The following is a 25,593-nucleotide window of genomic DNA, read 5'->3' as shown; positions in this document are numbered from 1 at the left end:
ACAAGATTGCGTTGAACATCAGCCTATTATCCATTGGAGGACGTCCGGTTTTTGCTACTGAAAATAAATCCTTTATTTGATTCCATTGTTCATCAGATATTTCATAACGTTTTTGTGCCATAATAGTCACCTCTAAGTTTTTTCTTTTATTTTATCTAAAAATTAAATTTTGTACAAATTTCTGTTTTCAGACACGCCCTAATATGATGCAAGGAGAAGGGTTATGTTATAAATCTATAAGAAAAGGTTTAATTTTGTAGTGATAGCGGCTACTATTCTAATAATTAATACTATTTTTTCTACTTATCAAATTATACTAGGTGTACAAAATCAAATGAAATATGACGGAGGTAATATAGCTGCAATTATAAGAACAAGCGTAGAAAATATTGACAATGTTAGTAAAACAATCTATTGTTGATAAAACATATGAAAATTCAGATGGAAATTTATATTATATAAGTGTGAATGCTCTTAATAAAACTTTTATAGCAGGAAATCAAAAAAAGTTCATTGGACAAAAGTATGATTCTAAAGAATTAGATGAAGTTTTTAAAGGTAATACTAAAGCTTATATGGTTGAATGGAATAGAACAACTGCCTATAATGTAACAGTACCTATAAAACAAGCAGATGAAGTAATATCTAGTGTTTCAGTAAGAATTTCTATAAATAATATGGAGAACACTATACATAATAGAATAATAAAAGCTATAACTGCTGGCATTGTTATTTTAATGCTTGTTACTATTGTTGGAATAATACTGGGAGAAAGAATAGCGAAAACAATTGAAAATATAGAATTTACAGTTAATTAAATAGGAAAAGGCAATTTGGCAACAGAATATATTGTTAAAGGCAAAGTTTTGATTTGGAGAAATTTAAAAAGTATATGAAGTACAATTCCTTATATATCTCTCAAACGTTTTGATACCATATATACAGCGGGAGGTAGCTTAAACAGCACAGTGAAATTATCTTTAGAAGAGCTTGAAAGTCATTCCGCATCTGCAGGATGGATAGATTTGTGCAAAGGATGGTTTGCAAATGAAAATAAATAGTAAAAAGGCTGAACTTCTTATGGGAAGTGTATCACTCGCATGGGGGTCTTCCTACCTCCTAATGAAAATAGGATTGGATAGTGCCAGCCTATTTAATTTGATTGCCCTGCGATTTGGAATAGCTTTTATATTTATGGCGCTAATATTTTTACGTCGATTTCGTGTGCTTACTGTATTAATTTTTGCAAAAGGCGTCTTGATGGGAGTACTGCTTTTTATGCTTTTTTCTGGGTTGGTTTATGGTGTTAACCATACGACTGCTTCTACGGCAGGATTTTTAGCCAGTACTACCGTGATAATAGTTCCAATTCTAGAGAGTATATTAAAACGAAGGCTTCCTAACAAATCTATTATGTTGAGTATTCTTCTGGCTGTAATTGGTTTATATCTTTTGACGGTAAAAGATACCTTTGCATTGGATAGAGATTCTGTGTACTGCCTTCTTACAGCCCTTTTTTATGCAATTTATATAGTTGTATTGGATAGGATTGCAAAGAACGGAGATACGCTTATAATTAGTATTATTCAATTAGGAGTAACTTCTCTGTTAGGGGTGTTGTTTATGCTATTAGTTGAGGCCACATCTCTACCGGAAACACCGATACAATGGGGTGCAATCATTTGTCTTGGACTAATTTGCAGTGCATATGTTTTTGTTATTCAGCCTATCGTACAACGCTATGTGTCGTCTGAAAAAATAGGACTTATCTTTTCCATTGAGCCAGTATTCTCAGCGGTTTTATCTTATATTTTTTTACATGAAGTATTGAACTTGAAAGGCTATATAGGCGCAGCACTTATTTTTTCTAGTGTTGTTTTCTCAAAAATTACAAAAACAAAGGTTATTCCCTGAAAGGAGATGTTGTCAGGCCAATTACTTTATGATTATATATTTGGCAAAAGATACGGCAAGGCATCGGTTAGCTGCCATGTTTTGAGAGTAAATTTATTGTAGTAAAGGATTAAAAAGAACAAGCAAGAAAGAAAACATTCAAATGAAAACTATTATGTCAAAAATATGATAAGGGTATTTAACTTTTTGATGTATAAAAATAATAGAGAATCAATTATATGTGATTTATTTTAATTTATCCAATATCTTACCATATACTTTTTTCATATGCTCCTCATTAGAATAAACATCTATTTCATCAATAGGAATCCACTTAACCCCACTATTTTCATCAGCTTTAACGATAAGAGTTTCATTATCATCAGCCTCCATTAAATAAGCAACTGATATATGTAAATGTGAAGAAATATAGTGCCCATTCTTTACGCGTCCCAATACTGGAAAAATATCCAAAGAATAGATATTATCATTAATAGGAAAAATATTTTTGACTCCAGTTTCTTCTTTAGCTTCATTAAGTGCAACTAATAATAAATCTATTTCTCCATCTGCATGCCCGCCTGTCCAACACCAGGAATTATATATATTATGATGTATCATTAAAGTTTTGTTCCTATTTTTATTAACTATAAATGCAGAACTTGTTATATGTATAACTTCATTATGGCGTGTTAAAATATCATTAAATGTATCTATAGAGTTTAATATTATTTTCTTATCATTTTTTTCTTGATTATTGCAAGGAATATAATTTTTTATCGAATCTACCCAGTACATATGTTATCTCACTTTTATAATAAAAATTTACTTAAAATCTAATATATTATTACTATATCACAATTATGCAATAAGTTTTTATTTTGTATAAATCTTACGAGGAATTTTATTATATAAAAAATAAGTGAAACTAGCTATATTTTAAATATTTATAAATTTGAGTATAATATAAGGATATGAATAAACGTCAAAAAGCGAAAGAAATTAAATTTTATTAAGTGGTATTTATAAAATTCGCAGAAAATATCAAGTATTTACTTTTATTTTTCTTTACAATTTATATGAAAGGAAAGGTGAATATTATGAAACAAGCAAAAACTATTTTGAAGAATTTTCGAGGAAGTAATTATGAGGTCGGTACACAAATTGGAAATTGGCTATTATCAAATCCAGTTTTATTACAAAAGGTACTACTTCCGCCAAAAAACTATCTACAGAACAAATTAGATGAGATTATGAGTTTGTTAGACCAGTATTGCAGTGGTGTTAATGATGAAATCAAAGGTTTTTCAGATGTTTTAGGTATAGAGTATAGTCAGGCTATTTTTTATGCAATGACATATTTGGATAGAGGGTGTAGTCTAATGGCAGTATTGCCACTCAAAACAGAAAACGGACATACTCTTATGGCTCGTAATTATGATTTCAATGATGAGATGGAGGAAATGTGTTTTGCTTATACTGAAATAGATGGTAAGAATAAATACATTGGTTCTATACTGAACTTGTTTGGCAGATGTGATGGAATGAATGAATATGGACTAGCTGTTTGCAAGGCGAGTAATGGTTTACCAGTTGGAAACTTTGAAGGGGGATGAAAATCAGCAGTGACAGGCTTTCAGTTTTGGATTGTTATTCGAAGCATTTTAGAAAACTGTAAAAATGTTGATGAGGCTATAGCTTGGACGATGAATGCTCCTGTTGGCTATAATATCAATTTGATGCTTGCAGATAATACAAATAAGATTGCGATGTTACAGTGTATAGATGGACATAAGGCATATTGTATTTTAGACAAAAACAGTGAAATCATATCTCTTAGCATAACAAATCATGTAATTCTCCCTGAAATAAAAGCTTATGAAAAAATGTTGATTGAAAACTCAGTAATTCGTAATGAAGTGATTGAAAAAACATTTGCAGTAAAGGAAAAATTGTCAGTGGATGATTTTAATAGAAGAAGATTTCAGATATTTGGATAATATTACGCTTGTGCGGGAGATTGTTTCAACTTCCCAGCGATATATCATTGGTATGCGCTTTGAAACAACAGTTATGGATAACAAAAGTGTTGCAATGTGGGAGCAATTTAACAAAGAACTTGTGAACTTAGATGATGTTTGTTTAAGTTTTTGCAGATATGAAATTTTTGAAGTAGGAGGTAGTTGTTCAACGGATACTTTTAATGATAAAAGTTGTTGTAGTGTATTTATTGGTATTGAAGTTCCAGATGGTTTTCGAATTCCTTCAGGTATGCAGTTAAAAATACTTTATAGCGGTAGATATGCAAGGTTCACACAGATGGGAATAGTGGCTAACTTATCACAGACTTATCGATATATCTGGGGAACTTGGTTTCCAAAATCAAATTTTGAAATAGCGGAATATGATGATTTTGAATGTTATACAGAGCGTTTTTTAGGGATAGATAATGAAAATTCTCAGATAGATATTTATTTCCCTATTATATAAGAACAATAACTGAAATATTAGTGTGTTAAAGTCGAGGAGTTAGGTATTAAGCCTAGCTCCTTATTGTTATATTGGAAAACGAGTTCTAAGTGTATAAAGGGCATTTTAATAAGAATAAAGAATTTAAGGAAGAGTGAATCAATATAAAAGAGAAAGAGATCGTTGAGATATATGTATAAGTTAAAATAATCCCTAAAAAAGTAATTTAAAAAATTGCTTCTTTTGGGGATTGTTTTTTAGAACCGAAACTAAAAGATGAGAAATTTTAAGTGAAAAAAATCATATAAAAAGAAATCATCTCAAGTAAAAATAGCTAGTTGCAAAAAATAATAAAAATATATAAGTTTGTTTTTTATGATGATGAAATACCTTTAGGTGAAGAGGAAAGTATTATTAGGTTATGGTCTTTTTGATTGTTTAATGAGAATTTAAAGCAATATTAAAAATTGTGTTGGAAAAGATATCTTTAATTAGTCTATAATATTATTAGATACAATGAAAAAAGGATTTAATTAAGGAGGCGTTAGACTTTGAGGATATTACATACAGCAGATTGGCATTTAGGAAAGAATTTAGAAGGACAAAGCAGAATGGATGAACAGGAACAATTTTTAAATGATTTTGTAAAGATTGTTCACGATAATAATATAGATTTAATTATGATTGCAGGGGATGTTTATGACAATCCCAATCCTCCAGCGAGGGCTGAAAAAATGTTTTATGATACATTGAAAAGATTATCAGGAAATGGAGAGAGACTTACTTTAGTTATTTCAGGAAATCATGATAATCCAGATAGATTGGTTGCAGCAGGACCATTGGCTTGTGAACATGGAATTATTATGGTTGGAACTCCAAAGTCTGTAGTTCCTTGTGGTGAATATGGAAAGAATAAGATATTAGCTTCAGGAGAAGGGTTTATTGAAATTGAAATGAAAAATGAAAAAGCAGTTATTTTAACTGTACCTTATCCAAGTGAAAAAAGATTAAATGAAGTTATTTATAATGGTATGGATGATGAAGAAGATAAAGCTAAATCTTATAGTGATAGGATATTTTCTTTATTTGATGATTTAAAACGCCATTATAGGGAGGATACTATTAATTTAGCTACTTCCCATTTATTTGCTATGGGAAGTGAAGAAAGTGGATCTGAAAGAAGTATCCAATTAGGTGGAAGCTACATTGTAGATGGCAGTTGTTTTCCAAGAGAAGCACAGTATATAGCCTTAGGGCATGTGCATAAGCCACAAATTGTACCAGGTACAAATAAGAAGGCTAGGTATTGTGGTTCGCCTATTCATTATAATAAAAAAGAAATTAATTTTAAAAAGAAATGTTTTATAGTTGATGTTAAAGCAGGCGAAGAATGTAATATAGGAGAAATTGATTTAAAAGTATATAAGCCTATTGAAATTTGGAAATGTGAAAGTATTGAAGAGGCTATTACTAAATGTGAAGATAACAAAGAAAGAGACTGCTGGGTTTATTTAGAGATTAATACAGATAGATATATAAGAGAAGATGAAATAAAACAAATGAAGGATTTAAAGAAGGATATTTTAGAAATAATTCCTAAAATTAAGGGGGGAGAAGAAGAAATTGCTTTAGATTTAAAGGAAAAGTCCTTTGAAGAAATTTTTAAAGATTTTTATATGAAAGAAAGAGAAGTACCCCCTAGTGAAGAGGTTGTAGAGTTACTTTTATCAATTATTAGTGAAGAAGGTGAAATAGATGAAACCAATTAAGCTAAAGATTAAAGGTTTAAATAGTTTTATAGAAGAGCAGGTTATAGATTTTGAAAAATTAACTGATAGAGGATTTTTTGGAATATTTGGACCTACAGGTAGTGGGAAATCAACTATATTAGATGGAATAACCTTAGCCTTATATGGGAATGTATCAAGGAAGAGTTCTAATTATATAAATACAAATTGTGATAGATTAAATGTAAATTTTGAATTTCAAATATCAGGAGCTGAAATAAAAAGATATATTGTAGATAGAGAATTTAGAAGAAAAAATGATGGAAGCATAAATTCTGGAAAGTGCAAAATAGTTGATATAACTAATCAAGAAGAAGAAGTGTTAGCTGACGGAGTTAAGACAATAAACAAAAAGGTTGAAGAAATAATAGGTCTTAATTTGGAAGATTTTACGAGAACTGTTGTACTGCCACAAGGGAAATTTAGTGAATTTCTAAAGCTTGAAGGTAAAGATAGAAGAGATATGCTTGAAAGATTATTTAATTTAGAGAAATATGGAGATAATTTATCTAGAAAGTTGAATTTAAAGATTAGTAAAGAAAGAACTGACAATAATGTTTTAATTGGACAATTAAGTGGTTACAATGATATAAGTGAAGATAAATTAATAGAAAAAAAAGAAATGCTAACAGAATTAGAAAATAATTTAGCAAATTTAAAAAGTGAATTAGAAATAATAGAAAAGATTTACAAGGAGAATGAAGAATTATGGAATCTACAGTTAGAATTAATAGAATATAACGATAAAGAAAAGAATCTTAAGGGAAAGCAAGATGAGATAAATGAATATATAGAAAAAATAAAGCTAGGGGAAGCTGGGGAAAAGGTTATACCTTATATAAAGGCTTTTGAAAGTACTATAAAAGAATTTCATGAAAATGAAATTGAGTTAGATAATTTGAAATTAGCAATAGATAAGGTTAAAGAAGAAAGAGAAAGAATAGAAGAATTATGGAAGAAGGCAAAGGACAATAAGGAAAATAAACTTCCTACATTAATGATAGATGAACAAAAGGTTAAGGATGCAATTGAGGAAAAAAAGTTAATTGAGATTATACAAAACAAAATAAATAACTTAATGGTAGAAGTGAAAGAATTTGAAAGTAAGAGTAAAAACTTTCAAAGTGAACTTATTAATATAGATTCAGAAATAAAAAATAAAACTAAAGAAATTAAGGAAAATGAAAAAACATATGATGATTTGAAAGTTGATGAAAGATTTAAAGAGAAAATTCAACAAGGAATAATAACAGAAGAAAAGTTAGGTAATATAAAGGTAACTATTAGTAAGGATAAAGAAAAGAAGGATTCTATTGAAAAAGAAAATAATGAAACTGTAGCTAAAGGTAAAACTTTAAAAAATATAGTAGAAAAGATAAACAAGGATTTAGAAGAAAATGAAAAGAAATATGAATATTTACTTAAAAATTCACCTGGAGAGCAAAATGATTTAGTAAATTTAAATCAATTAATAGTTGAAAACGATCAAAAGTGGAAGATATATGCTAAATCAAAGAATGAAATAAAAGAATCCAAAGTTGAAATAAAATCTTTAAGTGTTGAAATAATAAATAAGAAAGAAAAAGTAAAAAAGCAAGAGGAAGAATTAGAAAAAATTAAAAATAAACAAAAAGAAATTATGAGAGAAAATTTAGCGCACGCACTTAGAGAAGAACTTATAGAGGGCGAAATATGTCCTGTATGTGGATCGACTCATCATAATAAAGAAAATATAAAGCAGGTAGAGATATTAGATTTAACAGCTATAGAAAATGAAATAAAAAGCAAAGAAAATTCAATTAAAGATATTAATAATAAAGTAATTCAAAATGAAACTAAAATTTCTAATTTTAATGAAAAGATAAAGATAAGTGAAGAAGAAATAATTAAATTAGGAACTGAATTTAAAGAGAAGCCTTTAGATAATTTGAAAACTGAATTTACAAATTTAAAAAATGCTTTAGAAAAATATATTCAAGATAAGGAAATGTTAGAAAAAGGTATTAATAACTTAAAAACTGAAATAAATACTAAAGACGGTGAAATAAAGGAGTTACGAGCTGTATTTTCAACGAATCAAAGACAAATTAAAGACTTAGAAAATAATATTAAAGAAAATGCAGAAGAATTAGATAAATTGGAAAATACCTTAAAGTTATTAAGATCAGAAACAGATGTGAGTGATTTTAATAAAAAAAATGAACAAATTAAAACTATTGAAAAAGAAAGAGAAAAATTAACTAAGGTAATAAAAAGTAATAGAGAATTAGTAGAAAGCTTAGAAAAGAAAAAAGCAGCTTTAAATGAGGAGTTAACTTCTATAAAAGAAAATTTAGCTAAGGATAGTGCAGATTTAGCTGGATATGAAAAAAATAAAGAAGAAAAGCTTCGATCAATAAAAAATAAAGTTAATGATGTTGAGGATTTAGATTCACTACTTAATAAAATTCAAAAAGATATACACAATATAAATATACAATTTGAACTTGTAGAAAATAATAAAAATAGAGTAGAAAAGGAATTTACAGATTATAATGATAAGTTAATAGCTGTAATTAGTAAAGATAAAGACTTAAAGAAGAGAAAAGAAGATGAAGAGGCATGGTTAGAATTAGCTCTTGATAGTGAAGGTTTTAATTCTTTGGAAGAGGTTAAGAAAAATTTAATTGAAAAAGATGAAATTAAGAAGTACAAGGAAAAAGTAGAGGATTATAATAACAATATAGCAAGGGTTACTGGAACAATTGAAAGTTTACTTAAGAAAATAAACGGTAAAGAGATAACAGAGGAAAATTATGAACAAATAAAATCATCAAAGAATGCAAAAGAAAAAGAAGTTAATGAGGTTAATGAAAATAAAATTAAAGTAGATGAGGAATTAAAAAACATAAAAGAAAAGTTAGAAGCGCAAAAGGAGCTTTTAGAAAAGAAGAAAAAAATAGAACGTAAATTATCTTTACTTGGTGATTTAGAAAAATTATTTAAAGGAAAGAAGTTTGTAGAATTTGTAGCAGCTAATAAGCTTAAATATGTTTCAATTGAAGCCTCTAAAAGATTAAAAGAAATTACTAATGGAAATTATGGCTTAGAAGTTGATGAAAATGGAAGATTTATTATTAGAGATTATAAAAATGGTGGAGCTAAAAGAGATGCTACAACTTTATCAGGGGGAGAAACCTTCTTAGCGTCCCTAGCACTAGCATTGGCCTTATCAGCTCAAATTCAGTTAAAAGGAACAGCACCATTAGAATTATTCTTCTTAGATGAAGGTTTTGGAACTTTAGATGATGACCTTCTTGAAGTCGTCATGAGTTCTTTAGAGAGAATTCACAATGAAAGATTAAAGGTTGGAATTATAAGTCATGTAGAATCAATTAAAAATAGAGTTCCAGTAAAACTTATGATTACACCGGCAGAATCTGGAATGGGGGGAAGTAAGGTCAAAATTGAAAGGAGTTAAAATAATAGAATAATATAAAAATCCTTCTCATAATAATTTTATTAAAATATTATTAAGAAGGATTTTTTTGTATATAAATAAAATTCCATTATATGTATAATTTTAAAAATATAAAGAATAGAAAGTTTAAATAATTTAGGAATTTTTACCAAAAAGGTAAATGGGGAATAGTATTTTGGTGAATATGATAAAATGACAATGTTCTTTTCGTAAAATATTTAAAAGTTGTTTAGCAAAAGGTATAAAACTATTTTTAAATATAAGCAAATACTGTATAATGTAATAGAGAAAAAATGGGGAGGGGAACTTAAAATGAATTATAAAGAAAAATACAACACATGGATTAATTCTGACATTATTGATGAGGCAACAAAAAGCGAGTTGAGAAGCATATCTGACGAAAAGGAAATTGAAGATAGATTTTATCAAGACTTAGATTTTGGAACTGGTGGATTAAGAGGGGTAATAGGTGCAGGAAGTAATAGAATGAATGTATATACTGTTGCTCAAGCTACACAAGGATTTGCAAATTATTTAAATAATAGCTTTAAAGATCCTTCAGTTGCAATTGCATATGATTCAAGAAATATGTCAAAAGAATTTGCAAAGGCTGCTGCTTTAACTTTATGCGCAAATGATGTTAAAGTATACTTATATGAAAGTTTAAGACCAACACCAGTATTATCTTACGCTGTAAGAGAATTAAAATGCAGTGGTGGTATAGTAGTTACAGCATCTCATAATCCAAAGATATACAATGGTTATAAAGTGTATGATGAATTTGGTGGACAAGTAACTGATGAAAAAGCAAATATAATAATTGATTGCGTTAAAGCAGTAGATGATTTTTCTAAGATTAAAAATATTGATGAAGAAATTGCTTTAGAAAAAGGTTTGTTAACTTATATTGGAGAAGATGTAGATAAGCTTTATTACGAAAAAGTTAAGGGTTTGACTATAAGAACTGAATTAGTTAAAGAAAAAGCTAAAAACTTAAATGTTATCTATACGCCAATTCATGGTTCAGGAAACGTTCCAGTAAGAAGCGTATTAGAACAACTAGGATATAGCAATGTTAAGGTTGTTAAAGAACAAGAAGCTCCAGATGGAAATTTCCCAACAGCATCTTACCCTAACCCAGAAAATCCAGATGTATTTGAATTGGCTGTAAAGATGGCTCAAACTGAAAATCCAGATATAATTTTTGGAACTGATCCAGATTGTGATAGAATAGGTCTTGTGGTTAAGGATAGTACTGGAGAATATAAAGTTTTATCAGGTAATCAAACAGGGTTACTTTTAACTCATTATGTATTAAGCTCATTAAAAGAAGTTAATAAATTACCATCAAATGGAGTCGTTATTAAAACTATAGTAACAACAGAAGGAGCTAGAAGTATAGCAGAAGATTTTGATATTGAGCTTATGGATGTATTAACTGGATTTAAATATATTGGTGAAAAGATAAGAGAATTCGAAGATGCAGGAAACAAAACATATCTTTTTGGTTTTGAAGAAAGTTACGGATATCTTGCAGGAAACTTTGTACGTGATAAGGATGCTGTAATAGCTTCTATGTTAGTTTGTGAAATGTGTCTTTACTATAAAGAACAAGGAAAGAGTCTATATGATGCATTAATAGAGTTATATGAGAAATATGGATATTTCAAAGAAAATCTTGTATCACTAGAATTAAAAGGTAAAGAAGGCCAAGAGAAGATAGCTAGTTGTATAGAAGCACTAAGAAATGATCCGATAAATGAAGTTAACAAGGTTAAGATTGTTACAAGATTAGATTATAAATTAAGTGTTGAAGAAAATACTGTAAATAATACTAAAGCTACTATTGACTTACCTAAGTCAAATGTATTAAAGTACATCTTAGAAGATGGTTCATATTTTGTAGTAAGACCATCAGGAACAGAACCTAAAATGAAGGTTTATTTAGCAGTAAAGAGTAATAGCTTAGAAAATACAGAAATAGATATTGCCAAATTTAAAGAAAATGTAATGGAAATAATTAATGGAAAGTTAAATTAAATTTTCATAGAAATTGCTATCATCTCTTAGGTGGTAGCATTTTTTACTCAGTTACCAGTTAACCTGAACAATTTAAGTAACAAAGTTCTATCAGATTTTAAAAATTAATATTTAAAATAAAATTTAACAAACAATTGTTAACTGTTATTTGTCTATAGGATATCCATAAAGGACATTAACTGTTAACTAAATTCAGTGAGGTGTAAAATGAGTAATTACAAGACAATGTATAAAGATAAATTAAGTAAATTATTATTTTTAGAAATTAATAAAGATGGTTTTAAAAAAAGTATTAACATTCCTGATAATTTTCAATTTAAAAATGATGATTTATACATGCCAATAAGTTCTGAATATGTTGCAGCAAATGCAAATAATCCAATAACATTAAATAATCTGCCTATATATTATTTTATTGAAGGAATGTTTATTGCCTTTGGAGCTGATAAAAATATTAAATACAATGATGATTATGGAATAATTTTAGCTTCCATTCCTGATTCAGAAGAATGTGTAAAAAGTCTTATTGCAGAGAAAATAAAGAAAGATAGATTAGAAGATGCTTATATCTTATTAAAAGGTCTTTATATATATACAAGAGAAGAAGAAATTTTAATTAAGCTATTGACCATAGGAGAAACTATAAGAGAAAAAGATTCAAGTTTTGATGAATTATTATTGGAAGAAATAGAAGAATGTAAAGAAAAATTTGAAAAAGTTCCAGAGCCATATCTTTATAATGCTTTAATACTTAAAGATAAAGGAGATTATAAAGGTGCAGAAGTTGAAATTAATGAATATATAAACAAGGGTGGTAAAAAAACACCTGAAATTGAACAAATAATAGCTGATATTAATAATGTAAGCCACTTTGAAAAAGCAGTTGACTGTTTAAACGAAGAGCCTAAAAAAGCAATTGAATTACTTCTTCCGTTAAGTGAGGAATTTGAGAAAAATCCTCTAATCTATTACTATTTAGGTGTCGGATATAGAAAGCTTCAAAATCATGAAACCGCTATACATTATTTAAATGAAAGCTTGTCAATTGAGTCTGGAAGCCTTGAAGTTGTTAATGAATTAGGGTTAAATTATGCATCAATCGGAGATTATGAAGAAGCTTTGAAATATTTTAGAAAAGCTTTTGAAGCATCTAAAGAAGTTGATATATGCACCAATATTGTAATGTGCTATATTAATTTAGGTGATAAGGAGCAAGCAAAACTAAATTTAGATATTGCAAAGAAATTAGCTCCAGATGATGAAATAGTTATAGAAATAGATCAAATGCTAAATAGAACTATGAAATAGATAGATTAATTGAGAAGTTACAATATACAATTGACAATTCAGAAGCAGTTAAGGTGGAAGTTGGAAAACATATTTTTAGAATTTTATCATTGATTGTTTAGTTTCAATTGGGTTAGGAGATCATATGTTTACGAAAATATTGGATTTTAAGGTTTTTAATAAAGATAAGAGCATTTTAATGAATTACATAGAAGGTTTTGATAAAGTAAATATAATATCTGGGAATCCCGAAGTGTTATTTAACGGCTTAAGTAACCCTGTGCTAAAAGAAAACTTTAATGCTAAAACTTCAGTTATAATACCAGATGGGGTTGGAACTGTCATTGCATCAAAACTTTTAAGAGCACCGGTTAAAGAGAAAATAGCGGGAATAGATGTTGTTAGAGAAGTTTTAATTAAGGCTGATTCAGAAGGAAAATCAATTTATTTGTTAGGAGCAAAACAGGAAATTCTTGAAAAATGTATAGAAAATATTAAAAATGAATTTTCAAACCTAAAGATTTCAGGATTTCATAATGGTTTTTTTGATTTAAATAATTGTAATGATATAATAGAAGATGTGAAAAAAAGTGAACCTTGGGCTATTTTTGTGGCTATGGGTTCACCAAGACAAGAAATATTTATAGAAAAAGTCATGGAGAATTTGCCTACTCACATATTTATGGGAGTAGGTGGTGTTTTTGACATATTTGCGGGAAAGCTTAAAAGGGCACCAAAATGGATGTTAGTTTTAGGGTTAGAATGGCTATATCGAGTTATACAAGAACCATTTAGAATAAGAAGATTAATGGTAATACCTAAGTTTTTATTATTAGTATGGAAGAATAGAAATAAAAATTAGTTGATAATAGAGCGATCATGAAGCAGGGAGAATTGATATCGAATGAAAAAGGGAAGTAATTTAATTAAATCTACATTCATAATAATGATAGTATCTATAATAAGCAGAGCATTAGGGTTAATCCGAGATATGCTTATTGGAAAAAGTTTTGGAGCTGGAATGTATACTGATGCTTATAATATTGCTGTATCAGTGCCAGAAACAATATTTACTTTAATTGGACTTGCGATATCAACTGCTTTTTTGCCAACACTTAGTAAAATTAAAGCTAAAAAGGGACAAAATGAAATGTATGATTTTGCGAATAACGTAATAAACATACTTTTTATTGTATCTTTGTTTCTTTTTGTTCTAACAAGTGTTTTTTCAAAAGAAATAGTATATTTATTTAACCCATCAGAAAAAACAGCATTAACTGCAATTGGACTATTAAGAATCACACTTTTGAATATATTATTTTTATCAATTAATGCATGTTTTACAACATTGTTACAAGTGAATGAAGATTTTGTGATTCCATCCATATTAGGGTTGTTTTTCAATTTACCTATGATAATATATTTATTGTTATTTAAAAATTATGATATTATAGGATTAACAATTGCAAATGTTATTGGAAATTTCTTTAGGGTAGCGGTGCAAGTTCCATCGCTTATTACACATGGGTATAGATATAAATTTGCTATAAAATTAAAGGATGAAAGATTAAAAGCTATTATAATTTTAATAATTCCAGTAATTATTGGAGCAGGAGCAAATTCTCTAAATATGGTTGTAGATAAGTATATTGCTTTAAAATTTCCAGATGGATCAGTTTCAGCACTGGATTATGCTCAAAAGTTGATAGTTTTTGTTAATACAATTATTACAACTTCAGTTACCAGCATAGTCTATCCTCTTATGGCAAATATGAGAAGTAACGAAGACAAAATTGGTTTTTTAAATATATTAAAAAAATCAATTTTATATTTGGCTTTGTTATTAATTCCCATTACTATTGGAGTTATAATATTTAATAAAGATATAATAAGAATAATATATGAGAGAGGAGCATTTGATGAAAATGCTGTTCAAATTACAAGTTTTGCGTTATTTGGTTATGGATTTGGAATATTTTTTACAGGTATAAGAGATATTTTAAACTCAACTTTGTTTTCTATGGGAAAAACAAAAGTTACTACAATAAATGGACTTATTGGGGTCGTTATTAATGTAGCATTCAGTATAATTTTATCTAGATATATAGGAATAATGGGGATAGCTTTAGCCTCAGTTATAGCAATGATAGTAACATCTGTTTTGTTATTTATCAGTGTTATAAAAATAGAAAAAGCTTTTAAAATAAGAGATATACTTAAGAAAATAGGATTAATAACCATGAACTCTTTAATTATGGGTTTAGTCATAATTATTATGGTAAGTTATTTAAAAGAAAAAATAAACTCACTAATACTTCTATTATTAGGAACTATTGTTGGAATTATTATATATTTAATTTTATGCTATATACTTAAAATAGAAGAAATAGTGGAAATAAAAAGTTTAATTTTAAAGAAAATTAAAAGATAGGAGGACATATGAAAATATTATTTATTGCCTGCTATTCCCCATTAATAAATAATTCTGCTGCTATAGAAACGTTGCAATATTTAAACAAATTAAGTGAAATTAATAATAATGAGGTACATCTTTTAACCGTTAATTTTCCAAAGGATTCAATATATTATGATGAAACATTACGTTCTATGATGGACAATAAAATAAAAGTTCATGTTGTTGATGGTGGTATTGTTTTTAAAAAATTAATGCCTAGAAATATTGGGAAAACAAAGGAAAAGTCTGGTTTGTCATTACAAAATAAGAGTGGTAAAGGAAAGAGGCTTTTAAGACGATTAAAAAATGCTTTAGTTATACCAGATATGTACTATGGATGGGCAAGAAAAGCAGGGGATTATGGTATCGCATTAATGGTAAAAGAAAAATTTGATGTTATATTTTCAATGCATGAGCCTCCATCTTCTCATTTATGTGCTTATTATATAAAGAAGCAATATAGAGATATACCGTGGATTACTTATTGGAGTGACCCTTGGCTTAAGGATTCTACAAGAGAGAAGTCTTTTATTGTTAAGAAATTACTTGAACAGAATATGGAGAAAAATATTGTTAATTTAGCAGATAAATTTATATTTGTTACAGAAGCTAATAAAAATGAATATTTAAAAGACTATAAAGCCTTAAGTGATGGTAGTAAAAAGACTTTTATATTAAATAGAGGTTTTGATAGGAATTTATATGATACATTATTTAATGAAGAACCACCAGCACTTATAAAAAAAGATAAGCTTAATATGATTTATACTGGAGAAATATTTTCTAAGCTTAGAGATATAAAACCTTTTATAAAAGCAATTGAAGAAATAAAAGAAGAAGACGGAGAAGCATACAGTTTATTAAATGTGTTGTTTTTTGGTAATATAGATGATATAGAAGGTAAGAAGAGACTAGAAAATTTACAAGTAGCAAAAGTATCACCTAGAATACCATTTAATGAAGCTCTTAAATATATGCTTAATGGAAATGCATTGCTTCTATTTGGAAATAAAAATTCTACTCAAATACCTGCTAAAATTTATGATTATTTTGGAGCAAAAGGCAGAATATTTGTAATTTATGGAGATAGAAATGATCCAATTAAAAGAGTGGTAAAAAATAATACAAAATGTATTGTAGTTGAAAATAATGTTCAAGAAATAAAGGCTAAAATTTATAAATTAATTGAAATGCATAGGAATGAAAAAATAGATTGCGCTCCAGATTTAAATTATGAGTGGAATTCGATAGTTGAGAGATTGAATTCTATATTAGGAGGGAGTGATTAAATGCATATAATGGTCATTCCATCATGGTATTCTTCGTCAAGGAATAAAGTACATGGAAGCTTTTTTAAGGAGCAGTTTAAGGCACTTGCGAATTGTGATGAAAAAATTACAGTAGCATATAATGAGATTTGGCCAATTACTATGTTGGGCAAGATTCATGAGAAAAGAGGAATAAATTTTAATATAGAAGATGATCTTAGGACTTATAGATATAAAGATTATAATTATTTTCCTAAAAATCCTTTAATGTTCAAAAGTTTTAATAAGAGAATGGATAAACTTTATCAAGAAATAGTTAAAAGGGAAGGTAAAGTTGATATCATTCATGCACATTCAGCCTTTTGGGGAGGTATTGCAGCTACTTTTATAAGTCAAAAGTATAATATTCCGCTTGTAATAACAGAGCACTCATCTCTTAAATATGCCAAATATACTAAAGAGAGTTATAAAAAATACATATTTGAAGCTTATGAAAAGGCAGATTTTTTAATTTCAGTTGGAAATGGATTAAAAAACGAACTTCAGGAATATGTTAATAGACCAATTGAAGTTATTAATAATATGGTTGATTTAAAATTATTTGATCTTAATGAAAATATTAATCTGGAAAATTCAGAAGTAAATAGAAATTTTAAATTTTTTTCATGTGGTTTTTTAGAAGATGGAAAAGGTATGGATTGTTTAATTAAAGCTTTTACAAAAGCTTTTAAAGCGAAAAAGGTAACGCTAAGGATAGGTGCAGATGGTTCTCTTAAGCCAGTGTTAAAGAAACTTATTGAAGATTTAGGAATGGATGAGCAGATAAAACTTTTAGGAGCATTATCAAGAAAAGAAGTTTCAGATGAAATGAAAGCTTGTGATGTCTTTGCTTTAGCATCTGAACATGAAACCTTTGGTGTTGTTTATATTGAAGCTCTTGCATCAGGGAAGCCTATTATAGGTGCTGACAATGGTGGGGCAGAGGATATAATAAATGAAGATAATGGAATAATAGCTAAAAAGAAAAATATAGAGGATTTAGCAAAAGCATTAATAAAGATAAAAGATAATTACAAAATATATGATAAATATAAGATAAGAGAGAAAACAATTTTTAGCTATTCTGAAAAAGTATTAGTTGAAAAGCTAAAAGGGGTGTATAAAAAAGCATATGAAGGAAATAATTAAAAATATATATAAATATGTGGATAATAAGTTTTATTTTAAATTACTATACTTGTTTGTAAGTTTTACATTTGTTACTATGTTGCAATATATTCCTGGTATATCAATATTGAAAAATATAGTATTAGCATGGGCAATAATTTTAATTTTACTTATGATAGTTGAAGATTATAAGAGAAGAAAGATTTATAAATTTGATATTCCACTTGGACTTTTCATGATAATAACATTAATTTTAAATATTGCTGCTTATAGAAATAGTGAGAATATAAAAATTTGGCTGGTTAATTTAATTTTATTTCTTGTAATATTTTCTGTTGAGGTTTTTAGAGATAAAAAGACCTTAGTTAAGGAAATGAATATAATAACCTATTGTTATGCAATTTTTATGTTTATAGCATCTATTATTTCTTTAACAATGAGATTTTTAGGAAAAACTATAGTAATAAATGAAATCATATATGGAGATACAAGAGGTGTGTTTGATAATAAAAATGCACTTGGAATAGCAGTTGCGATAGCAATTGTTATGTGTATCTATCTTAATTATATAGAAAAGAATCATAAACTTAAGATGTTTTGGCTTGGGAATATAATATTACAAACAATCACAATGATAGGATCTCAAGGAAGAAGTGCTTATTTAGTTGTTATTGCTGTAGTATATACTTTTATTTTTATATATAATAAGAATAAATACATTAGAGCTACCCTTCTAATATTACCAATATTAGTTAGCGCAGTAATTTTAGAATCTGGCAAAATTAATCTAGAAAGATTTACAACAGAAAGAAACAATATTTGGGATTCTGCAATTGTAGTAATAAAAAGCCATTTGTTCACAGGAGTAGGAAACAGTGAGCTTGTAGAAGCAATTAAAAATGCACGTATAGGCTGGTATGTACCAGGTATACAATATGGAGGAACTCATAATATATATGTACAGATAGCAACAGTAAATGGTATTATTTCATTACTATTATTTTTAATGTTTCTAGGAATAATATTAATGTTTATAGTTCACCATTTAGATAAATTACAAAGAAAAGAAAAACTTCAAATGACAACATTAACTTCAGTTATAGTTGGAATTCTGGCAGTAAATTTATTTGAAAGTACTCTTGTGTATATGGCAAGTTTCATTTCTTTGGTATTTTGGATATACTTGGGATATTTAATATCAATTTTAGATAATAAAAATATTCATTAATCTTTGTAATAAAAATTAATGAATAATAATTAAGGCTTTATGTGATTTAATAGAAAGTTAGTAGTGAAGCAAGTAAGAGTTATAACTTAAAAATATAAAATAAAAGAAAGTAAATAGCTTTAAATCTTAATTATAAATTATACATTTTCAATTTATAATCATATTATTGATAGATAGGAGAATAATATATGAAATTTTGCGATGAAAGCATTAACCAGTTTTTAGATGAATTAGGATCAGATTTATCAGCACCAGGTGGTGGAAGTGTAGCAGGCCTTATTGGAGCACTATCTGGAGCATTAAACTCTATGGTTTATTCTTTAACTGTAGGCAAAAAGAGTTATTTAAGTTTGATAGATAACGAAAAGAAACTTATAAATAAATTTCAAAAAGAATCTAAAGAATTTACTTCAAGAAGTCTAGAGCTTATGGAGGAAGATAGAGAAAATTTCTTGAAATTAATGGATTGTTATAAGTTACCTAAAAACACAGAAGAAGATAAGCAAAAAAGAGCTTTAGCTATAAAAGAAAACACTATAAAATCTATGGAAGCACCTTTAATATTAGCAAGAGAAAGCTTAGGGTTTTATAAAAACTTAAATGTTATGGCTAAGTATGGAAACAAGATGCTACTATCAGATTTGGCTATTTCTGCAATTTTACTTCATTCAGCTATAGAAAGCTCTATAATAAACGTCAAAGTAAATTTAAATGGACTTAGAGATGAAGAATTTTTTTACAGAATCGACAAAGAATTAAAAGATATTATAGTAAAATCAATTAAAGAAAAAAATTCTATTATTGAAGCAGTAAATATTGTAATTTATCCTAATTCATAATATTTTATGGTTAACAACATTAGACTAAGGTATATGAAAAAGGATATACTAACATGTTGACTTGGTATTTATTGAATGTAATTAAAATAAATAGAACTTAATTTACAAGGGCTATTAAGATTATTATGTATACCAAATAATAGAGTTGACTTTTCTAATTAAAAGAGATACTTAGTATTTGAATAAAATTTACTAAGTATCTCTTAATTTTTACTTGATTGGTTCTCCATTGAAATTTTCATATTCAGGTTGATTTTTAGGATTACCAACATCATTTTGGTTAGAATGAAGTTTCTGTCTTCTTAACCCTTTTTGTTCTGGATTACATGATCCAGGTTTATGTATTCCATCTTTTGTAGACATATAGACACCACCTTTAACTAAATCACATATATAGTTTGTGTTTGTATAAAATTTTCATACATCTAATTTTTTATAATTTGATTATGTTCTTATGTTATATTCTAATAGGGATTTTCATAATCATATATACAAGTATTGAAAAATATTGTATATATGATATATAATATTTCTTAGAATGATATGTATATTATGTATATAGATAATTATTAATTAATCAGAATATGTAGAGTTAAATAATCTAGAGGGGGAATAGACAATGGAGAATACAACATTTCCTATTGTTATAAAAAAAAGAAATGGTGCAATGTTAGGTGCTTCAATAATTGAAATAGTGATGGGAGTAGTTTTTGGTATTACTCAAGATGGTTTAAAGAGTCCTCTTTTATGGATATTTGTATTCACAGGAATAATAACTGCACTTTCAGTTTGGGTTGAATACAGTAGAGATATATTTCTTAAAGAAAATAAGATGGAATTTTATAAAAATAAGGATTTAATAAAAGCAATAAAATATAGTGATATAAAATCAATTTCTATGGGCAAGGGAAATGAGCCTAAAACTAAGAAGAAAGATTTTGTATCAATTGGTATTAATCCTAATGACAATAAAAATAAAAGAAATAGTAATTCAAATGCTGAAAGATATCTAATTAATCCTTCTGTCTATGGTGCTCAAGATTTAATTAAAATAAAAGACATTATTATATCTAGAAATTCTTCTGTAAAAGTAAGCAGCGAATTTAATGAGTTCTTCAAAATATTATAGATTTTAAATGTATAAATTTTTTGGTATTTCTATATAAATAAATTCCCTCAAAATAATTTCTAATTTGAGGGAATTTATTTTATTCATAGCTAAGGGATGCTAGCTACAAACCAATTTTATATTAATAGAACTGAAGTACCAGATATTTTTAACTAAACTAAAAGGCAAAGTAAAATCCATATCAATGAAGTTTTAAATTATTTAGCTAGGTAAATCATTTAAGGATTTAAACTCATAACCTTCTTCCTTAAGAGTTTTAATAACTGTTCCAAGCACTTTTGTATTTGTTTCTGAAACTGCATGTAAAAGCATTATAGAACCAGGATGGGCACCTTTATTAATTTTTTGCATCGCATAATTTTCAGCAGGTTGGCTATTAACCAACCAATCTTTATAAGCAAAGCTCCAAAATATAGTTTTGTACCCTAAATCTTTAGTCATTTGTAAAGATTCTTTTGAGTATTTACCCATTGGAGGTCTAAAGAATTTAGGCATATCTTGACCAATAATTTCTTTATAAGCATCTTCCACCCCTTTTAATTCTGCTGCAAATTTTTCCTTGTCATGTATTTGAGCCATAGATGGATGGTGAACACTATGATTGCCAACGATATGTCCTTCATTTACCATTCGTTTAATTAATTCTGGTTCTTTAGTAATATAAGGTTTAACAACAAAAAATGCAGCAGGTACTTGATTTTCTTTTAGTATGTCTAGAATTTTTCCAGTATGGCCATTTTCATACCCCTCATCAAAAGTAAGATATAAGACTTTTTTTGAAGTATCACCCAAATAGCAAGCAGCATTTTCTTTGAGAAAATCGCTAGATTCTCTTGGAGCTTCAGCAATTTGATCTTTGCCTTTACCTACATAATACCAATTAAGTTCATCACCACTACTAAGGGCAGAAAAAATATCTTTTATATTATCAATATCTAAAATATCACCTAAAACACCATCTTCTTGAAAACATTCATTTGCAGCTTCCTCATTATTATTTATGGCATTTGGCTTTTTTATAGGGAAAGCTATGTTTAAGCTTAAAATTAAAGAAAGAGAAATAATAGATTTTATAGATTTTTTCATTTTTTCACCTTCAATCTTTAAAATAATTTAAATGTATTCTGTAAGTAAACAGACTAAGGTTTAATTACGTATAGTATTTGAATTTTACTAAATAATACTCATGGGAAATTGTATATATAAATTAATCAAAAGGGATTTTTGGAAGATAGAGTTTAGAGCTTGTAAATTAAAAATTAAAAAAATATTATTTATTAACTATGAATTATCTAAAATACAATTAGAATATAAAGTTGAAATAAAAAGGGTTCTAGAGTATAATTTTAAAAGGTATATTAAAAGTTAGAAGTAAGAAAGGAATGTACATAGATGAAATTAGGTATGGTAGGTTTACCCAATGTAGGTAAGAGCACATTATTTAATGCTATAACAAAAGCTGGAGCGGAATCAGCTAATTATCCATTCTGTACAATTGAACCAAATGTTGGTGTTGTAAGTGTACCAGATAAAAGATTAGATGTTTTAGAAAAAATGTATAATACAAAGAAAAAAGTATACACAGCAATAGAGTTTTACGATATAGCAGGATTAGTTAAAGGAGCTTCAAAAGGCGAAGGTTTAGGTAATAAATTCTTATCACACATTAGAGAAGTTGAAGCAATAGTTCATGTTGTTAGATGTTTTGATGATGGAAATGTTGTTCATGTTGAAGGTTCTGTTGATCCAATACGTGATATAGAAACTATAAATTTAGAATTAATATTTTCTGATTTAGAAGTTCTAGAAAGAAGAATAGAAAAATCAGTAAAACTTGTAAGATCTGGTGATAAGACTGCAAAGTTTGAATATGAAATTATGGAAAGAATCAAGGCTCAATTAGAAGCAAATAGACCTGTTAGAACTTTAGAAGCTACAGAAGAAGAAAATGCTTTTATAAAAAGCTTATTTTTAATTACTTCAAAGCAAGTGGTATATGCTTGTAATATTTCAGAAGATGATGTTATGGAAGGCAATTTTGACAATGATTATGTTAAAAAAGTTAAAGAATATGCAGAAGCTGAAAATTCAGAAGTTATGGTTGTAAGTGCTAAGATAGAAGAAGAATTATCAGGTCTTGAAGATGATGAGAAAATGGAAATGTTAAGTGAATATGGTTTACAAGAATCAGGCTTAGATAAATTAATTCAAACTAGCTATAAATTACTTGGACTTATGAGCTATTTAACAGCTGGAGTTCAAGAAGTTAGAGCTTGGACAATTAAAGTGGGAACTAAAGCACCACAAGCAGCAGGTAAAATTCACTCTGATATTGAGAGAGGATTTATTAGAGCAGAAGTAGTTGGGTATGATGATTTAGTTGAATGTGGTTCAGAGGCAGCAGCTAAGGAAAAGGGTAAATTTAGACTTGAAGGAAAAGACTACGTAATGCAAGATGGAGATGTAGTTAACTTTAGATTTAATGTATAAAGGTATATAAAATAGGTATCGTGTAACTAATTATAATGTAGTTACACGATACCTATTCTACTAAAAATTAAATGATTTTAATTTCTATTTTGAGATAGTTCACTTTTTATTTGCTAAACTATAGATTGCAGTAGATTTAAAAAGTCTTCATAAGAACTACAATTTAATATAGAATTTTTTAAATCATCGTTATTAATTATTTTTAGAAATATATCATAAATTTTATCCATTTCAAAATAATCATTTTTATTAATAGCAATCATAAAAACTAAACTTATGTTAGTATTTTTACTCCACAAAATAGGTTCCTTTAAAATAGCAATGCATATTTTGGTTGAAATCGCACTTAATTCCATTGGGTGAGGAATAGCTAAAAAATCATCTATATTAGTGGAAGAAAGGGTTTCTCTATAAAAAACTGATTCTCTATAAGAAGGCAATATTATTTCATTATTATTTAAAGTATCACACATTAAGTTTAACAATTCTTCTTTTGTATTTACATTAGGAGATTTTAAAAATAAATTGCAGTCAAAATATTCACTTAACACTTTATTAGAGATTATAGGTTCATCAGTTAATGCCTTAGAAATTCCTTCAATATCTTTATTAAGTAAAGCAAAATCAACTAATATAACAGGAAATTTTTTGTTTTCAAGAGGAATTGTAGATATTATTAAGTCAATATTAATTAAATTCTTTACTAGATATTGATTATACGATAAGCATTCAATTATATCTAACTTATCTCTAAACACCTTATTAAGCCTTGTTTCTAACAACCTACTTGTGCCATAACCAGAACCACAAACTATAACGATTTTTTTGCAATTAATATTTTTATCGAAATATCTTTCTATTGCTGCACCAATGTGGAGAGATACATATCCTATCTCATCTTCAGTAAAATTATAGATAGTTTTTTTGAAAATGTTTTCTATTGAAGTTAACGTTATTTCAAATGCAAGTGGATAATTACTTTTTATAGTATTTATAAGTGGATTCATTTTATTTAAGTTATAGTATTTTGAATTTAAAATTGACTTAAAGTGAAGCATTAAATCACTGACAAGAGTAGTATCATTTCTTAAATCAAAATTATAATGAGTGTATATATAATCCAGCAAATTTTTAGTATAATCTATTATTTTTTCATCAGTATTAGCTTTTATTAATTTAGGTGTACTTTTTGATTTGAAGTGATTAAAAATATAATTTTTTTCATTTAGTGGAATATTAAAATTAAAGTATTCTTCAATTTCATCATAAATAGGAGTTATAGCATTTTTAATAGCTGAATCTTCAGCTAGCATTTCTAATTCTTGTGTCAATGTATCTCCACTATTGATTCTACTAATTGCTATAGCAAGGTGGATTATAAAATTTTTTAAACTAAAATCAGAAAATTCTATATTGAACTCATGGACGTCTCTTAAAACTATTTCTTGAAGCTTTTTTAAGTCAATGTCTTTAAATATTTCGATCTCTTCATCAGTTATTCCTAAAATATAATTCTCAAAATCTCTATTGATTATATTTTCTGAAATACATTTTCTTATGTCTAATTCACTACCTTGAATTTTAATTCCGTAATAAGGCTTTGATATAAGATTAAGATTATATTTTGATAGAATAGATTTTATTCCTTTTATATCATTTAATATAGTTGTCTTGCTAATATATAATTTATCAGCTAAATCTTCAAGTTTTGTATAGTTATTATTATATAAAAGATATCGCAAAATATATTTGTTTCGCTCTATTGGGGTGTTTGGTATGTCGTTATCCTCCATAAGTTCTTGAGTATTTTCTGCTAAATACTGTTGATATTTATTTAAATCTAAAATATTAATATAATAACCTTCATTTCGCTTTATTTTTATTGTAGCCCCATAACTTTCAAGAATGGAATTTAATGCAGTTATATCTCCTCTTATTGTTCTCTCACTTACATTTGTCATTTTACTTAAAGTCTTACAGGAAATTTTTGATTCATCCTTATTTAAAAGTTCAAATAAAACAAGAAGTCTCTTTTGAATAAACAAATAAATTACCTCCTTAGTGTGAAATTTAATATATAT

19 protein-coding genes and 1 pseudogene are annotated in these 25,593 nt (G+C 27.3%); 16 read left to right on the top strand and 4 right to left on the bottom strand.

Translation table 11 applies throughout. The features are described from left to right. The first annotated feature begins 395 nt into the window (after positions 1-395). Together CLPUN_RS20170 and CLPUN_RS20165 are read left to right on the top strand one after the other, a co-directional pair. Positions 396-818, top strand: coding sequence for a hypothetical protein (locus CLPUN_RS20170; protein WP_077849029.1), 423 nt, complete (start codon positions 396-398; stop codon positions 816-818). A 229-nt stretch (positions 819-1,047) separates the two neighbouring features. Further along, entirely contained in the window at positions 1,048-1,914 is an 867-nt protein-coding gene (locus CLPUN_RS20165; RefSeq protein WP_198944376.1) for a DMT family transporter, read from the top strand. Positions 1,915-2,139: 225 nt separating this feature from the next. On the opposite strand, the gene CLPUN_RS20160 is transcribed toward CLPUN_RS20165, so the two are convergent. Then, positions 2,140-2,691 (bottom strand): NUDIX hydrolase, encoded by a 552-nt coding sequence (locus CLPUN_RS20160; protein WP_077849028.1) that lies wholly within the window; start codon positions 2,689-2,691, stop codon positions 2,140-2,142. 281 nt (positions 2,692-2,972) lie between these two features. Between CLPUN_RS20160 and CLPUN_RS20155 the strand changes: the two are divergent. The 12 genes and pseudogenes from CLPUN_RS20155 (at position 2,973) to CLPUN_RS20100 (ending at position 19,893) form a co-directional block, all read left to right on the top strand. Further along, positions 2,973-3,893 (top strand): annotated as a pseudogene (locus tag CLPUN_RS20155) (C45 family autoproteolytic acyltransferase/hydolase). Further along, positions 3,856-4,383 carry a GyrI-like domain-containing protein gene (locus CLPUN_RS20150; RefSeq protein ID WP_077849027.1) on the top strand — a complete coding sequence of 176 codons (528 nt, stop codon included), beginning with the start codon at positions 3,856-3,858 and terminating at the stop codon, positions 4,381-4,383. The pseudogene CLPUN_RS20155 and the gene CLPUN_RS20150 overlap by 38 nt, the downstream one beginning before the upstream one ends. A 530-nt stretch (positions 4,384-4,913) precedes the next feature. Further along, positions 4,914-6,131: an exonuclease SbcCD subunit D gene (locus tag CLPUN_RS20145; RefSeq protein ID WP_077849026.1), complete on the top strand. Its 1,218-nt coding sequence runs from the start codon at positions 4,914-4,916 to the stop codon at positions 6,129-6,131. Beyond that, the gene (locus CLPUN_RS20140; protein WP_077849025.1) at positions 6,118-9,609 is read left to right on the top strand and encodes an AAA family ATPase; all 3,492 of its coding nucleotides are present in this window, start codon (positions 6,118-6,120) and stop codon (positions 9,607-9,609) included. The genes CLPUN_RS20145 and CLPUN_RS20140 overlap by 14 nt, the downstream gene beginning before the upstream one ends. 312 nt (positions 9,610-9,921) lie before the next feature. Next, entirely contained in the window at positions 9,922-11,649 is a 1,728-nt protein-coding gene (locus CLPUN_RS20135) for a phospho-sugar mutase (RefSeq protein ID WP_077849024.1), read from the top strand. 207 nt (positions 11,650-11,856) lie between these two features. After that, the gene (locus CLPUN_RS20130; protein WP_077849023.1) at positions 11,857-12,957 is read left to right on the top strand and encodes a tetratricopeptide repeat protein; all 1,101 of its coding nucleotides are present in this window, start codon (positions 11,857-11,859) and stop codon (positions 12,955-12,957) included. Positions 12,958-13,081: 124 nt separating this feature from the next. Beyond that, on the top strand, positions 13,082-13,798 hold the full coding sequence (locus tag CLPUN_RS20125) for a WecB/TagA/CpsF family glycosyltransferase (RefSeq protein ID WP_077849022.1): 717 nt from the start codon (positions 13,082-13,084) through the stop codon (positions 13,796-13,798). Between the two features lie 42 nt (positions 13,799-13,840). Further along, complete coding sequence (gene murJ, locus CLPUN_RS20120) at positions 13,841-15,367, top strand: murein biosynthesis integral membrane protein MurJ (protein ID WP_077849021.1); 1,527 nt, start codon at positions 13,841-13,843, stop codon at positions 15,365-15,367. A gap of 8 nt (positions 15,368-15,375) precedes the next feature. Further along, a complete protein-coding gene (locus tag CLPUN_RS20115) occupies positions 15,376-16,680 on the top strand; it encodes a glycosyltransferase family protein (protein ID WP_077849020.1) in 1,305 nt (434 codons plus the stop codon). Continuing rightward, the gene (locus CLPUN_RS20110; RefSeq protein ID WP_077849019.1) at positions 16,681-17,847 is read left to right on the top strand and encodes a glycosyltransferase; all 1,167 of its coding nucleotides are present in this window, start codon (positions 16,681-16,683) and stop codon (positions 17,845-17,847) included. Then, positions 17,831-19,054, top strand: a complete 1,224-nt coding sequence (locus CLPUN_RS20105; RefSeq protein WP_077849018.1) for an O-antigen ligase family protein — start codon at positions 17,831-17,833, stop codon at positions 19,052-19,054. The genes CLPUN_RS20110 and CLPUN_RS20105 overlap by 17 nt, the downstream gene beginning before the upstream one ends. Positions 19,055-19,242: 188 nt before the next feature. Continuing rightward, complete coding sequence (locus CLPUN_RS20100; protein ID WP_077849017.1) at positions 19,243-19,893, top strand: cyclodeaminase/cyclohydrolase family protein; 651 nt, start codon at positions 19,243-19,245, stop codon at positions 19,891-19,893. 210 nt (positions 19,894-20,103) lie between these two features. Here the strand turns inward: CLPUN_RS20100 and CLPUN_RS28205 are convergent, their stop codons facing one another. Continuing rightward, a complete protein-coding gene (locus CLPUN_RS28205; protein WP_198944375.1) occupies positions 20,104-20,256 on the bottom strand; it encodes a clostri-philic family protein in 153 nt (50 codons plus the stop codon). 256 nt (positions 20,257-20,512) lie between these two features. On the opposite strand from CLPUN_RS28205, the gene CLPUN_RS20095 reads away from it, so the two are divergent. Further along, positions 20,513-21,022, top strand: a complete 510-nt coding sequence (locus CLPUN_RS20095; protein WP_077849016.1) for a hypothetical protein — start codon at positions 20,513-20,515, stop codon at positions 21,020-21,022. Positions 21,023-21,223: 201 nt separating this feature from the next. Here CLPUN_RS20095 and pdaA read toward each other — a convergent pair whose 3' ends face one another. After that, the gene (pdaA, locus tag CLPUN_RS20090; protein ID WP_077849015.1) at positions 21,224-22,108 is read right to left on the bottom strand and encodes a delta-lactam-biosynthetic de-N-acetylase; all 885 of its coding nucleotides are present in this window, start codon (positions 22,106-22,108) and stop codon (positions 21,224-21,226) included. 306 nt (positions 22,109-22,414) lie between these two features. On the opposite strand from pdaA, the gene ychF reads away from it, so the two are divergent. Then, positions 22,415-23,512 (top strand): redox-regulated ATPase YchF, encoded by a 1,098-nt coding sequence (gene ychF, locus CLPUN_RS20085; RefSeq protein ID WP_077849014.1) that lies wholly within the window; start codon positions 22,415-22,417, stop codon positions 23,510-23,512. A 113-nt stretch (positions 23,513-23,625) separates the two neighbouring features. On the opposite strand, the gene CLPUN_RS20080 is transcribed toward ychF, so the two are convergent. Next, complete coding sequence (locus tag CLPUN_RS20080) at positions 23,626-25,557, bottom strand: BglG family transcription antiterminator (RefSeq protein WP_077849013.1); 1,932 nt, start codon at positions 25,555-25,557, stop codon at positions 23,626-23,628. Positions 25,558-25,593: the final 36 nt, after the last annotated feature.

It is taken from the genome of Clostridium puniceum (genome assembly GCF_002006345.1).
GTDB lineage: Bacteria > Bacillota > Clostridia > Clostridiales > Clostridiaceae > Clostridium > Clostridium puniceum.
Note: the sequence above shows the minus strand (reverse complement) of the source record. Positions and strands in the feature narration are given on the sequence as shown.